We start from the raw sequence: 14068 nt of genomic DNA, 5'->3' as shown, positions 1-14068 counted from the left end.
AGAAATGACCAGCTCGCTCAGGGCGCTGCGTCGCCGTCTCATCACACCCGGCCCCTCCTTGATGCGCGACACCGTCGGGGGCTTCCACGAGAAGAACCCGGAGTCCCGCGAACTGCTGGAGACGGTCGGCCACTCCTTCCTCGCGGGCTACGCCTACGCGGTCGAGGCCCGCTCGCCCGCCGACGCCGAGGAGCGGCTCGAACAGGTGCCGCGGCGCTTCAAGGGCTTCGCGTACGAGGGCGCGGGCATGGGCTTCGCCATCCTCGACGCGGTGCCGATCTGGAGCAGCGGCAACGTGTCCCGCTTCCTCACCGGCCGCGGCCAGTTCCACAACTACATGGTCTACGTCGGGGTCGGCTGGGCCATGGCCAAGCTGCCCCGCTTCCTGTGGCCGAAGAGCTCGGAGTTCGACCCGCTGCTCCTCTGGCTCATCCTCGACGGGTACGGCTTCCACCAGGCCTTCTTCCGCACCGACACCTACGTCCGCGGGCACTACGTGGACCCGGACTTCCGCTGGCCGGGCGGCCCCTTCGGCTCCTACGCCAACCGGGCCATCGACCAGGGCATCGGCCGGGCGCTGTGGTTCGTCGGCGGGACGGACGTCGACCAGGTCGCCTCGCTGGTCGACGGCTACGACACCGCCCGGCGGCCCGACCTGTACGCGGGCGTCGGGCTGGCCGCCACCTACGCGGGCGGCAGCTCGGCCGCCGAACTGCGCCGGCTGCGGGAGCTGGCCGGCGACCACCGTATCCACCTGGCCCAGGGCAGCGTCTTCGCCGCGGAGGCCAGGATCAGGGCCGATCTCCTCGTACCGCACAACGAGGTCGCCACCGGCGTCCTGTGCGGGATCTCGCCGCAGGAGGCGGCGCGGATCAGCCACCAAGCCCGCCCCGTGGGAACCCCTCGGGGCGACCTGCCCGCCTACGAGGTGTGGCGGCAGACCATCGCCGAACAGTTCGTAACACTTGGGAGGTACTAGCCGTGGCCAGGACAGCTGGTTGGCTGCGCCGGCAGACACCGGGCATCGTCGCCCTGGTGCTCATGACCACCGCCTTCGCGGTGGGGAAGCCGGGCTTCGCCTCGGACGACAAGAAGGCTGAACTGGCGCGCGCGTACGCGTTCACCCCGGTGAGCATCGCGATGCCCGGCGGCGCCAAGCAGCAGACGGTGCGCAAGGTGAACCAGGCCTACGAGCACATCGACGCGTGGATCTCCTCCGTCGGGGCCGGCATCGCCATGAACGACCTCGACATGGACGGCCTGCCCAACGACCTGTGCATCACCGACACGCGGACCGACGAGGTGGTGGTGACGCCCACCCCGGACGAGCGGTCGGGCAGGTACCGTCCGTTCGCCCTGCCCACCGGCGGCCTGCCGATGAACGCGGCCATCGCCCCCATGGGCTGCCTGCCCGGTGACTACAACGAGGACGGCAGGAACGACCTGCTCGTCTACTACTGGGGCCGCACGCCCGTGCTGTATCTGACGCGGGCCGACGCCACCGGCCTGAGCGCCGCCGCCTACCGGCCCGTCGAGCTGGTACCCGGCCCGAGCGGGAGCACCTACACCGGCCCGCAGTGGAACACCAACGTCGCCACCACGGCCGACTTCGACGGCGACGGCCATCTGGACATCTTCATCGGCAACTACTTCCCCGACAGCCCCGTGCTCGACGAGACGGTCAACGGCGGGGTCGAGATGAACGACTCCCTGTCGTCCGCCGTGAACGGCGGCGAGGACCACCTGTTCCGCTGGACGGGCGCGAGCGGCGGCACGCGGCCGGCGGCGAGCTTCCAGCGGGTCGACGACGCGCTGCCCAGGAACATCTCCAAGGGCTGGGAGCTCGGCGCGTCCTCGGCCGACCTCGACGGGGACCAGCTGCCCGAGCTGTTCCTGAACAACGACTTCGGCCGGGACCGGCTCCTGCACAACAGGTCGACGCCGGGCAAGTTCAAGTTCGCGCTGGTCGAGGCGCCCACCTCGGCCTGGGTGCCCAAGTCCAAGACGCTCGGCCACGACTCGTTCAAGGGCATGGGCTCCGACTTCGGCGACCTCAACCGCGACGGCATCCTCGACATGTTCGTCAGCAACATCACCACCTCGTTCGGCATCGAGGAGAGCAACCACCACTTCCTGTCCACCGCCAAAGACCAGGCCGACCTGCGCGCGAAGCTGCTCAAGGGCGAGGCGCCCTGGCAGGACGTGAGCGGCGCGGCCCGTACCGCCTGGAGCGGCTGGGGCTGGGACGTGAAGATCGACGACTTCAACAACAGCGGCGACCTGGCCATCGCGCAGGCGACCGGCTTCATCAAGGGCGAGGTCAACCGGTGGTCGCAGCTCCAGGAGCTGGCCACGGCGAACGACGGCGTGCTGCGCAACCCGCGCTCCTGGCCCATCGTCAAGGAGGGCATGGACCTCGCCGGCACCCAGACGCTCGCCTTCTTCGTCAAGGACGGCGAGAGCGCCTACACCGACGTGTCCCCGCAGCTCGGCCTGGCGGTGCCGGTGCCCACCCGGGGCATCGCGACCGGTGACGCCAACGGCGACGGCCTGCTGGACCTGGCGGTCGCGCGGCAGTTCGACGCCCCGGTGTTCTACCAGAACAAGAGCCCGCGGGCCGGCGCGTTCCTCGGGCTGCGGCTGACCCACGACACCGCCGGTGACGGCGGGGCGTTCCCGGCCGCCGGCTCCCCGGTGATCGGCGCGCAGGTGACGGTGACCACGCCCGACGGGCGCCGGCTCATCGGCCGGGTGGACGGCGGCAGCGGCCACTCCGGCAGGCGCAGCAACGACCTGCACATCGGCCTGGGCCGCGACGTCACCGGGCCGCTCCAGGTGCACCTGCAGTGGCGTGACAGAACCGGACAGATCCGCCGGCAGGACCTCCAGCTCACTCCCGGCTGGCACTCGCTCAAGCTCGGCGCACAAGCCAAGGAGATCTGACGATGGCCGAGAAAACGAAAACCCCGCCCCGTCACGACATCAAGGTCATCACGGCCCTGCGTAACTTCGCCATCTCGATCACGGTCTTCAACATCCTCGGGTACACGGTGCTCGGCTTCGAGCAGCCCTACACCTGGCCGTTCATCGCACTGGCCACCGGCTACACGACGGAGATCGTGCTGGAGATCATCGGGGCCAGGGTGGAGGGCCGCGCCCCGCGCTTCCGCGGCAACGGCTTCCGCGGCCTGGTGGAGTTCCTCTACCCCGCCCACATCACCAGCATCGCGCTGAACATGCTGACCTACGTCAACGACCAGGTCGGCGTCATGATGTTCGGGATCATCGTCGCGGTCGGCACGAAGTGGGTGCTACGGGCCCCGGTACGCGGCCGCCTGCGCCACTTCATGAACCCGTCGAACTTCGGCATCGCGGTCATCCTGCTGCTCTTCCCCTGGGGCAGCATCGCCCCGCCGTACCACTTCACCGAGCACGTGACCAACCCGATCGACTGGATCATCCCGGGCGTGATCATCCTCGGCGGGACCATGCTGAACGGCAAGCTCACCAACCGGATGTGGGTGGTCGTCTCCTGGGTGGTCGGCTTCGCCCTCCAGGCGGTCATCCGCGGCCTGATCATCGACGACATCTCGATTCTGGGCGGGCTGGCCATGATGACCGGCGTCGCGTTCGTGCTCTTCACCAACTACATGATCACCGACCCCGGTACGAGCCCGTCCAAGCCGCTGTCGCAGATCGCCTTCGGCGGCGGCGTGGCCGCCATGTACGGCCTGCTGCTGGCCATGAACATCCCGTACGCGATCTTCTTCGCGACGGCCCTGGTCTGCCTCATCAGAGGCGGTTTCCTCTGGTCGCTGGAGATCGTCGACCGCGCCCGCGCGCGGGACGCCGAGCAGGTCGCGATCGCGGCGGCGAAGGCGCTCGACCCCGTCAAGAAAGAGGCCGCTTCCGCATGAGCAGGATCGCGATCGTCGGCATGGCGTGCCGCTACCCCGATGCCGCCTCACCCCGTGAGCTGTGGGAGAACGCGGTCGCGGGTCGCCGGGCCTTCCGCCGCCTGCCGGACGAGCGCATGCGGCTGGAGGACTACTGGGACGCCGACCCCGCCACCCCCGACCGCTTCTACGCCCGCTCGGCGGCGGTCATCGAGGGGTACGAGTTCGACAGAGTCGCCTACCGCATCGCCGGCAGCACCTACCGCTCGACGGACCTGACCCACTGGCTCGCGCTCGACGTGGCGGCCCAGGCGCTGGTCGACGCCGGATTCCCCAAGGCGGAAGGGCTGCCGCGGGAGCGCACAGGGGTCGTCGTCGGCAACACCCTGACCGGGGAGTTCACCAGGGCCAACACCATGCGCCTGCGCTGGCCGTACGTACGGCGGACGCTGGCGGCCGCGCTGAAGGAGCAGGGCTGGGAGGACGAGCGCCTGGCCGAGTTCCTCGAAGGCTACGAGGCCGTCTACAAGAGCCCGTTCCCGGACGTCAACGAGGACACGCTGGCCGGCGGGCTGTCCAACACCATCGCCGGGCGAATCTGCAACTACTTCGACCTCAACGGCGGCGGCTTCACGGTGGACGGGGCGTGCTCGTCCTCGCTGTTGTCGGTGACCACCTCGGCCAAGGCGCTGGCCGACGGCGACCTGGACGTGGCCATCGCCGGGGGCGTGGACCTGTCCATCGACCCCTTCGAGATCATCGGCTTCGCCAAGACCGGCGCGCTGGCCAAGAGCGAGTTCCGGCTGTACGACCGGCACTCCAACGGCTTCTGGCCGGGCGAGGGCTGCGGCATGGTCGTGCTGATGCGCGAGGAGGACGCGGTGGCCGCCGGTCACCGCGTCTACGCGACGATCCCGGGCTGGGGCATCTCCTCCGACGGCAAGGGCTCCATGACCAGGCCCGAGGTCAGCGGCTACAAGCTGGCGCTGCGCCGGGCCTACGAGCGGGCCGGGTTCGGCATCGAGACCGTGGGCCTGTTCGAGGGCCACGGCACCGGCACCGCGGTCGGCGACGCCACGGAGCTGACCGCGCTCTCCGAGGCCAGGACGGAGGCGGGAGCCGCGGGCCCGGCGGCGGTCGGGTCGATCAAGGCCATGATCGGGCACACCAAGGCGGCGGCGGGCGTCGCCGGCCTGATCAAGGCCACGATGGCGGTGCACGAGCAGGTGCTGCCGCCCACCCTCGGCTGCCACGAGCCGCACGAGATCCTCACCGGCGGCTCGGCCGCCCTGCGGGTGACCCGCAAGGCCGAGCCGTGGCCGTCGGGCGTCCCGACCCGCGCCGGCGTCACCGCCATGGGCTTCGGCGGCATCAACACCCATGTAGTGGTCGAGGGGGCGCCGCCGCGCCGCCGCCCCGCCCTGCCCACCCGCACCCGGGCGCTGGCCTCCTCGCTGCAGGACGCCGAGCTGCTGCTGGTGGACGCCGCCACGCCGGGCGAGCTGGCCGAGCGGCTGGCCGAAGTGGCCGCGTTCGTGGCACGGATCTCCTACGCCCAGCTCTCCGACCTGGCCGCCACGCTCCAACGGGGCCTGCGCGACCTGTCGTGCCGCGCCGCCGTCGTCGCCTCCTCGCCCGAGGAGGCCGAGCGGCGGCTGCGCCGGCTGCTGGAGGCGCTGGAGAGCGGGCAGACCGAGCTGGCGAGCGCCGACGGGCGCGCCTTCCTCGGCCGGGCCGAGCGCGCCTGCCGCGTCGGCTACCTCTTCCCCGGGCAGGGCTCGGGCCGGGGCACCAGCGGGGGCGCGCTGCGCCGCCGCTTCGCCGAGGTCGAGGAGATCTACCGGCGGGCGGCGCTGCCCGCCGACGGCGACATGGTGGCCACGGAGACCGCGCAACCGCGCATCGTCACCGGCTCGATGGCGGGCCTGCGGGCCCTCGACCTGCTCGGCGTGAGCGCCGACGTCGCGGTCGGGCACAGCCTGGGCGAGCTGTCCGCGCTGCACTGGGCGGGCGCGATGGACGAGGAGGCGCTGCTGCGGCTGGCCGGCGCACGCGGCCGGGCGATGACGGAGCACAGCGCCACGGGCACGATGGCCAGCCTGCGCGCGGCCCCGGAGGTCGTCGCGGAGCTGGTCGCGGGCGGGCCCGTGGTGATCGCCGGCTACAACGGGCCCGAGCAGACGGTGGTCGCCGGGCCGGTCGAGGCGGTGGAGGCCCTCGGGCGCGCCGCGACGGAGGCCGGGGTCGTCTGGACCAGGCTGGCGGTGTCGCACGCGTTCCACTCGCCGCTGGTCGCGCCCGCCGCGGAGGTGCTGGCCGGGTATCTGGCCGAGGAGGACTTCGACGCCGTCGCGGGGCAGGTCGTCTCCACGGTCACCGGGACGAAGCTGCGCCGCGACACCGACGTCCCGGCGCTGCTGCGCGAGCAGATCACCGCGCCGGTGCGCTTCGCCGAGGCGGTCGAGACCGCGGCCAAGGAGGTCGACCTGTTCATCGAGGTCGGTCCTGGCCGGGTGCTCACCGGGCTGGCCGGGGTGATCTCCGGCGTGCCCGCCGTCGCGCTGGACACCGACGACGAGTCGCTGGCCGGGCTGCTCAAGGTGGTGGGCGCGGCCTACGTGGCCGGGGTCCCGGTCGTACCGGAGGAGTTGTTCCACGGCAGGCTCACCAAGCCGCTGGAGATCGGCGCCCGGTTCAGCTTCTTCGCCAGCCCGGCCGAGCAGGCGCCGCAGGTCGGCGTGGGCGCGGCCGTCCGGCGCGCCGAGCCGGCCCGGTCCGCGGACCGGCCCGCCGACGGACAGGCGGCGGAGAACGGGACGGCGGAGGCGGCGGAGAACGGGGTGGACCTGCTGCGCCGCCTGGCCGCCGAGCGCGCCGAGCTGCCGCTGGAGATGGTCTCGCCCGACAGCAGGCCGCTGGACGAGCTGCACCTCAGCTCGGTCACGGTGATGCACATCATCGACCAGGCCGCGCAGCGGCTGGGCGTGTCGGCGGCCATGGCGCCGACGAACCTGGCCACCGCCAGCCTGAGCGAGCTGGGCCGGGCGCTGGAGGAGCTGGCGGGCAAGCCGCAGCCGCAGAGCGCCGGGACGATCGCGGGCACGGCGGCCTGGGCCAGGCCGTTCGCCGTCGACCTCGACGAGGTGCCGCTGGCGGCGACGGGCACGACGCAGGAGAGCGGGTCGTGGCAGCTGTACGCGCCCGCGGAGCACCCGCTCGCCGAGCGACTGCGCAGGGCACTCGAACAGGAGAAGGTCGGTTCCGGTGTGCTGGTGTGCCTACCGAGCGACGCCGCCGAGGAGCACCTGGAGCAGGCGCTCCAGGGCGCCAAGGCGGCGCTGGCGGGGGCCAGGGGCGGCAGGTTCGTCCTGGTCCAGGACGGCCGGGGCGCGGCCGGCCTGGCCAAGACGCTGCGGTTGGAGGCCCCGCACCTCCGCGTTACCGTCGTGCACGTACCGCCCCTGCCGGAGGCGGTCGCCTGGGTGGTGGCCGAGGTAGCCGCCACCACCGGCTTCACCGAGGCGTACTACGACGAGCAGGGCGTGCGCAGGCTGCCGACCCTGCGGGCGCTGCCGCCCGCGCAGTCCCGGGTGGAGCAGCCGCTCGGCGCCGCCGACGTGCTGCTGGTCACCGGCGGCGGCAAGGGCATCACCGCCGAGTGCGCGCTGGCGGTGGCGGTGGACAGCGGCGCCAAGCTCGGGGTGCTCGGCCGTTCGAGCCCCGACGACGACGAGGAGCTGGCCGCCAACCTGCGCAAGATGGCCGAGGCCGGGGTGGGCGTGCACTACGCCCGCGCCGACGTCTCCGACCCGGAGCAGGTACGGCGGGCCGTCGGCGAGGTGGAGGCGGCCCTCGGGCCGGTCACCGCCGTGCTGCACGGCGCGGGCCGCAACGAGCCGGGCATGCTGGCCGGGCTCGACCTGGCGGCGTTCGCCGACACCTTCGCGCCCAAGGTCAACGGCCTGCGCAACGTGCTGTCGGTGGTGGACCCCGGCCGGCTGCGGTTGCTGGTGACGTTCGGCAGCATCATCGGCAGGGCGGGGCTGCACGGCGAGGCGCACTACGCCACCGCCAACGAGTGGCTGGCCGACCTGACCGGCGAGGTGGCGCGGCGGCATCCGGACTGCCGCAGCATCTGCATGGAGTGGTCGGTCTGGTCGGACGTCGGCATGGGCGAGCGCCTGTCGGTGGTCGACCACCTGTCCCGCGAGGGCATCACGCCCGTCTCACCCGAGCAGGGCGTGGCGATCATGCGGCGGCTGGTGACCGACCCTGACACGCCGCCGATCGTGGTGATCAGCGGCCGGACGGGGGCCATCGACACCGTACGGCGCGACCTGCCCACGCTGCCGCTGCTGCGGTTCGTGGGCAAGCCGCTGATCCGCTACCACGGCGTCGAGCTCGTCACCGAGGTCGAGCTGAACAGCGGCACCGATCCCTACCTGGCCGATCACCTGCTGGACGGGAACCTGCTGTTCCCCGCCGTGTTCGGGCTGGAGGCGATGGCGCAGGCGGCGCACGCCGTGACGGGGCTCGGCACCGTACCGGTGTTCGAGCAGGCGGAGTTCGTCCGGCCGATCATCGTACGGCCGGACTCCAGCGCCACGCTGCGCATCGCGGCGACCGTCACCGAGCCGGACACGGTCGAGGTGGCGATCCGCTGCGCGGATTCCGGCTTCGAGGTGGACCACTTCCGCGCCCGGGTGAGCCTGGCCGGCGCCGTGCCGCCCGACGGGCCTCCCGAGCAGGTGGCCGCGGGACTGCCGCCGGTGGACCTGGACCCGCCCGCCGAGATGTACGGCGACGTGCTCTTCCAGGGCGCCAGGTTCCAGCGGCTGCGCCGCTACCACCGGGCCGCCGCCCGCCACGTGGACGCCGACGTGACCGTCTCCGGCACGAGGGACTGGTTCGCCGCCTTCCTGCCCTCCGACCTGCTGCTCAGCGACCCCGGCATGCGGGACGCGCTGATGCACGGCAACCAGGTCTGCGTGCCGGACGCCACCCTGCTGCCCACCGGCATCGAACGCCTCTACCCGGCGAGCGGCGCGCTGGCCGACACGCAGGTGCGATACTGCGCCACCGAGCGCAGCCGCGAGGGCGACGCCTACGTCTACGACATCGCGGCCAGGACCGCCACCGGCGAGGTCGTCGAACGCTGGGAGGGGCTGCGCCTGCAGGCGGTGCGCAAGCAGGACGGCCGCGGGCCGTGGCTGGCCCCGCTGCTCGGCTCGTACCTGGAGCGCTCGCTGGAGGACCTGATCGGCGCCCGGGTCGCCGTGGCGGTCGGCCCGCGGCAGGACGGCACCGAGGTCACCGTGGGACGCGCGCTCGGCCGCCCGGCCGACCTCGCGTACGACGCGGCCGGCCGGCCGGAGGTCGAGGGCACCAGGATCGCGGTCGCCGAGGGGGCCGGGGTCATCCTGAGCGCCTCCACCCTGGGCACCGTGGCCTGCGAGGTGGCGCCGGTGGGCGGCGAGCCGGTGCCCGCCGCGTACGCCGGGGTCGCCGAGCGGGTGGGCGCGGCGCGCGGCGAGCAGCCCGACACCGCGGCTGCCCGGGTGCGCGCCGCCCTGGCCTGCCTGGAACGGGCGGGCGTGGCGGCCGGGGCGCCGCTGGAGGTGGCGGAGCCGGGGCAGGCGGCCTGGGCGGTCTTCGCCTCGGGCAACCTGCGCGTCGCCACGCTGGTGACGACCCTGCGCGAGGTCAGCGACCCTGTCGTGTTCGCCATCCTGACCGAAGGGCGGCCCTAGCCATGGCCAAGTACTTCGAGTATCTGCACACGGTCGGTTTCGAGGAGACCAACATCGTGGGCAACGTCTACTACGTCAACTACCTGCGCTGGCAGGGGCGCTGCCGGGAGATGTTCCTCAAGCTGCACGCCCCCGACGTGCTGGCCGACCTGCAGGACGACCTGAAGCTGTTCACGCTGAAGGTCGACTGCGAGTTCTTCGCCGAGATCACCGCCTTCGACGACCTGTCCATCAGGATGCGCCTGGTCGAGCTGGCCCAGACGCAGGTCGAGTTCAGCTTCGACTACGTGCGGCTGGACCCGGCCGGGGGGCCGGAGACGCTCGTGGCCCGCGGGCGGCAGCGCGTGGCGTGCATGCGCGGGCCGAACACCAGGACGGTGCCCGCCAGGGTGCCGGAGGCGCTCACCCGGGCGCTGGAGCCGTACGCGGCGTAGTCAGGGATCGACAGGCAGGAGGCCGAGCGTGAAAGTGCACGATTCACCGTTGTCCCTGGGGCTGACGGACGCCATGAGGCTGCGGCGGGCGTTCGGCACCTTCGCCACGGGCGTCACGGTGATCACCACCGGCGAGCCCACCCCGCACGCCATGACCGCCAACTCCTTCACCTCCGTGTCGCTCGACCCGCCGCTCCTGCTGGTCTGCGTCGATCGCAACGCGCTCATGCACCGCTACCTCAGCGAGAGCAGTTTCTTCGGGGTGTCGGTGCTGTCGGCCGACCAGGAGACGGCGGCCCGGCATTTCGCCAACCGGCTGCGTACGCTGGGCCTCGCCCAGTTCGACCAGGTCGACTGGCGGCCCGGGGACCTGACCGGCGTGCCGCTGCTCAGCGGCACGCTGGCCGAGTTCGAGTGCGAGACGTGGCGCTCCTACGACGGGGGCGATCACACGATCTTCGTGGGGCGGGTGCTGTCCGTGGACCGCCCCACCGACCTCGACCCGCTGCTGGTCGCCCAGGGCAGGTTCCGCACGGTCACCCCCGACTGGTACGAGGTGCCGTCATGAGCGCGGCCCGCCGGGTGCCGCCGGGCCCGCCGCTGACGGCCGGTCCCGGCCTGTTCAAGAAGCTCGCCACCGACCGGCTGGGCATGATGACGTACGCCACCCGTTACGGCGACGCCGTCAGGCTGCGCATCGGCCCCAAGGCGCTCTACTTCTTCAACCACCCCGACCACGCCAAGCACGTACTGGCCGACAACGCCGCCAACTACCGCAAGGGGATCGGCCTGGTCCAGGCCCGCCGGGCCATCGGCGACGGGCTGCTGACCAGCGAGGGCGAGCTGTGGCGCAAGCAGCGCCGCACGATCCAGCCGGTGTTCCAGAACAAGCGGATCGCCGGTCAGGCGCGGGTGATCGCCGAGGCGGGGGCGGCCCTGGTGGAGCGGCTGCGCGCGCACGAGGACGGGCTGCCGGTGGACGTGGCCGGCGAGATGACGGGGCTCAGCCTGAACGTGCTCGGGCACACCCTGCTCGACGCCGACCTGGCCGGCTTCGAGACCATCGGTCACTCCTTCGAGGCCGTGCAGGACCTGGCCATGTTCGAGATGGTCACGCTGGGCATGGTGCCGCTGTGGACGCCGCTGCCCAAGCAGCGCCGCTTCTGGCGGGCCGACAGGGAGTTGCGGCGGGTGGTCGAGCACCTGGTCGCCGACCGCCTGGCGCGTGGCGCCGACGGCGACGACGTGGTGTCCCGGCTGATCGTCTCGACCGCTTCCGAGACGGACCCGGCGGTCGCCAAGCAGCGCATGCGGGACGAGCTGGTCACCATCCTGCTGGCCGGGCACGAGACGACGGCCAGCACGCTGTCGTGGACCTTCTACTACCTCGACCGGCATCCGGAGGTGCGCCGGCGGCTGCACGCCGAGGCCGTCGAGGTGCTCGGCGACCGGCTGCCCGGCTACGACGACCTGCGCGAACTCACGTACACCGCGATGGTGGTGCAGGAGGTCATGCGGCTGCGGCCGCCCGTGTGGATGCTGCCGCGGCAGGCCGTGGCCGACGACGAGGTGGGCGGATACCGGGTGCCGGCCGGCTCGGACGTGCTGATCAGCCCGTACACGCTGCACCGGCACGAGGCGTTCTGGACGGATCCCGAGCGGTTCGACCCGGACCGGTTCGATCCCGGGCAGCCTGCCGGGCGGCCGCGTTACGCCTACATCCCGTTCGGCGCCGGGCCGCGGTTCTGCGTGGGCAATCACCTGGGGATGATGGAGGCCACGTTCGTGATCGCCATGGTGGCGCGCGATCTGCGGCTCTCCCTCGTGCCCGGCTACCGGGCCGAGCCCGAGCCGATGCTGTCACTGCGGGTGCGCGGCGGGCTGCCGATGACCGTGCACGCCGCCAGGCCCGTACGAGTGGGGGCCTGAGCGGCGGCGGGCGCGATCCCCGGCCCTGGGCTCAACCGGCGGGGCCGGGGAAACGGGCTCAACCGGCGGGGCCGGGGAACGGGCTCAGCCGGCGGGGCCGGGGAACGGGCTCAGCCGGCGGGGCCGGGGAACGGGCTCAGCCGGCGGGGCCGGGGTTGGCCAGCAGGTCGCGCATCGCCAGCAGGGCCGGGGGGTCCATCGGGCGCATCGGCCGCAGCCGCAGGTCCACCCGCGCGACGGGAGCGCCCTGCCGCACGGTGATGGGACCGTGGCGGCCGACGCACAGCGCCCGGTCGCCGCCCGGAGGATGGTTCAGCGTGTCCTCCCGGCCGGCCTCGACCGACTGCGCGATCAGGTGCCACTCGCCTTCGGGCACGTCGAACAGCAGGAACGGCCCCGGCTGGGGCAGCACGGTGTAGGCGACCGGGCGGCCCTCCATGATGCGGTGCGGGAACATGCCCGCGAAGACGGGCCGGTCGGGCAGCGGCGACAGGATGGCACCGCGGACTACCCGGGCGCCGCCCTCCGGCCGGCCGTTGGACTGCCCGTTGAGACCGCCGTGGTGGTGGCCGTTGCCGAGGAACTTCGGCTGCGGCGCGCCCATGGACTGGCGGTACACGGTGGGAGCGGTCCCCACGCTGCCGGTGAAGCGTGAGCTGAACGTGCCCACGCTGGAGAAGCCCACCCGGTGGCTGATCTCTGTGACGGTCAGGTTCGTGGTCACCAGCAGCCGCTTGGCCTCCTGCAGCCGGACGGCCGACAGGAACCGGCCAGGCGACAGCCCGGTGGCCCGCTGGAAAACCCTGGAGAAGTGGAACTTGCTGAACATCGCCCGTCTGGCGAGGTCATCAACGGTGAGCTCGTCTCCCAGGTTTTCGTACATCAATTCAACGGCTCTCAGTACGGCTTCCTCTATATCTCTCTCCATTGCCCCTCCCCCGCGTATTTAGGGCGTCTGCCCGGCCATTTCCCAGGGGTGGAAAACCGTGGCGGGCTCGGCTCTTCTCTATGACACGCCGTGAGGTCGGGAAAATGCTGCACAGCTACGGGCAGCGGTGGGGCTCTTTATGTCGGGCCGTGACCGCGAGGGCGGCCCGGGCACGCAGAGTGGTCGGCGGACTCATCGGTCCGCGCGTACGGGAGAATGCGTCTCAGCGGGCGCTCGCGGTGCCGCGGATGCCGCTCGTGCGGATAGCCGAGCGACACCTCCTCGAAGCGCACGCCGTCGTGCCAGCTCGTTCTGGGGATGTGCAGGTGCCCGTAGACCACCGCGGCGGCACGGTAGCGCAGATGCCAGTCCGCGGTGCCCTCCGTGCCGCACCACTGGGCGAACAGGGGGTGGCGGAGCACGTCGGTGGGCTCGCGGACCAGCGGGAAGTGGTTGACCAGCACCGTGGGCAACCGGTGGTCGCGGGCGTCGAGCAGGCGCTCGGTCTCCCTGAGCCGCGCCTGGCACCAGTCAGCGCGGCTCGGGTACGGATGGGGGTGCAGAAAGAACTCATCCGTGCAGATCACCCCCGATTCCCGTGCCATGGCGAGCGCCTCGGCCCTGCTGAGGTGCGCGGGCCTGAAGGTGTAGTCGTACAGGACGAACAGCGGCGCGACCGTGACCGGGCCGCCCTCACCCCGCCAGACGGGATAGGGATCCTCCGGTGTGATCACGCCGAGCCGCCTGCACAGCTGCACCAGCTGCCGGTAACGGTCGTCCCCGCGCAGCTGGCTGGGGTCGTGGTGCGGGGTCCACAGCTCGTGGTTGCCCGGCGCCCACACCACCGTCTCGAAGCGCTCGCTGAGCAGGCCGAGCGCCCACTCGATGTCGGAGATCCGCTCCCCGACGTCGCCGGCGACCAGCAACCAGTCGCCGTCGCCGTCCGGACGCAGCTCCTCGACGAGGGCCCGATTCTCCGGATAGGCGACATGGAGATCGCTGATGGCCAGCAAGCTCCCGTCGGTTCTCTTGGAATCGCCCACGTCGCGATGGTAATGCTGGCGTGATTTATCGGGAATTGATGGAAGCAATTTGTCGGGTCTGACCTCGGCGAGCGTGGGGTCTCCAGGG

Annotated in this window: 9 protein-coding genes; 7 read left to right on the top strand and 2 right to left on the bottom strand. The window is 72.1% G+C overall.

Going from position 1 to position 14068, the window contains the following annotated elements:
- The first annotated feature begins 4 nt into the window (after nt 1-4).
- The 7 genes from BLS95_RS11810 to BLS95_RS11780 are packed head-to-tail and all read left to right on the top strand — an operon-like array spanning nt 5 to nt 12009.
- Nucleotides 5-979, top strand: coding sequence for a DUF1702 family protein (locus BLS95_RS11810; RefSeq protein WP_090930937.1), 975 nt, complete (start codon nt 5-7; stop codon nt 977-979).
- A gap of 2 nt (nt 980-981) precedes the next feature.
- A complete protein-coding gene (locus tag BLS95_RS11805) occupies nt 982-2943 on the top strand; it encodes a CRTAC1 family protein (RefSeq protein WP_090930936.1) in 1962 nt (653 codons plus the stop codon).
- Between the two features lie 2 nt (nt 2944-2945).
- On the top strand, nt 2946-3917 hold the full coding sequence (locus BLS95_RS11800) for an RnfABCDGE type electron transport complex subunit D (RefSeq protein ID WP_218135699.1): 972 nt from the start codon (nt 2946-2948) through the stop codon (nt 3915-3917).
- Nucleotides 3914-9646, top strand: coding sequence for a type I polyketide synthase (locus tag BLS95_RS11795; protein WP_090930935.1), 5733 nt, complete (start codon nt 3914-3916; stop codon nt 9644-9646). Before BLS95_RS11800 ends, BLS95_RS11795 begins: the two co-directional genes overlap by 4 nt.
- Before the next feature lie 2 nt (nt 9647-9648).
- Complete coding sequence (locus BLS95_RS11790; RefSeq protein WP_090930934.1) at nt 9649-10080, top strand: acyl-CoA thioesterase; 432 nt, start codon at nt 9649-9651, stop codon at nt 10078-10080.
- A gap of 28 nt (nt 10081-10108) precedes the next feature.
- Entirely contained in the window at nt 10109-10648 is a 540-nt protein-coding gene (locus BLS95_RS11785) for a flavin reductase family protein (protein ID WP_245764989.1), read from the top strand.
- Nucleotides 10645-12009: a cytochrome P450 gene (locus tag BLS95_RS11780; RefSeq protein ID WP_090930933.1), complete on the top strand. Its 1365-nt coding sequence runs from the start codon at nt 10645-10647 to the stop codon at nt 12007-12009. The genes BLS95_RS11785 and BLS95_RS11780 overlap by 4 nt, the downstream gene beginning before the upstream one ends.
- A gap of 136 nt (nt 12010-12145) precedes the next feature.
- Here BLS95_RS11780 and BLS95_RS11775 read toward each other — a convergent pair whose 3' ends face one another.
- Both BLS95_RS11775 and BLS95_RS11770 read right to left on the bottom strand, forming a co-directional pair.
- Nucleotides 12146-12892: a helix-turn-helix domain-containing protein gene (locus BLS95_RS11775; RefSeq protein WP_090930932.1), complete on the bottom strand. Its 747-nt coding sequence runs from the start codon at nt 12890-12892 to the stop codon at nt 12146-12148.
- A 182-nt stretch (nt 12893-13074) separates the two neighbouring features.
- Nucleotides 13075-13980, bottom strand: coding sequence for a metallophosphoesterase family protein (locus BLS95_RS11770; RefSeq protein ID WP_218135696.1), 906 nt, complete (start codon nt 13978-13980; stop codon nt 13075-13077).
- Nucleotides 13981-14068 lie beyond the last annotated feature (88 nt).

It is taken from the genome of Nonomuraea jiangxiensis, assembly GCF_900099965.1.
Lineage (GTDB): Bacteria > Actinomycetota > Actinomycetes > Streptosporangiales > Streptosporangiaceae > Nonomuraea > Nonomuraea jiangxiensis.
This window is presented reverse-complemented; position numbering and strand designations above follow the sequence as displayed.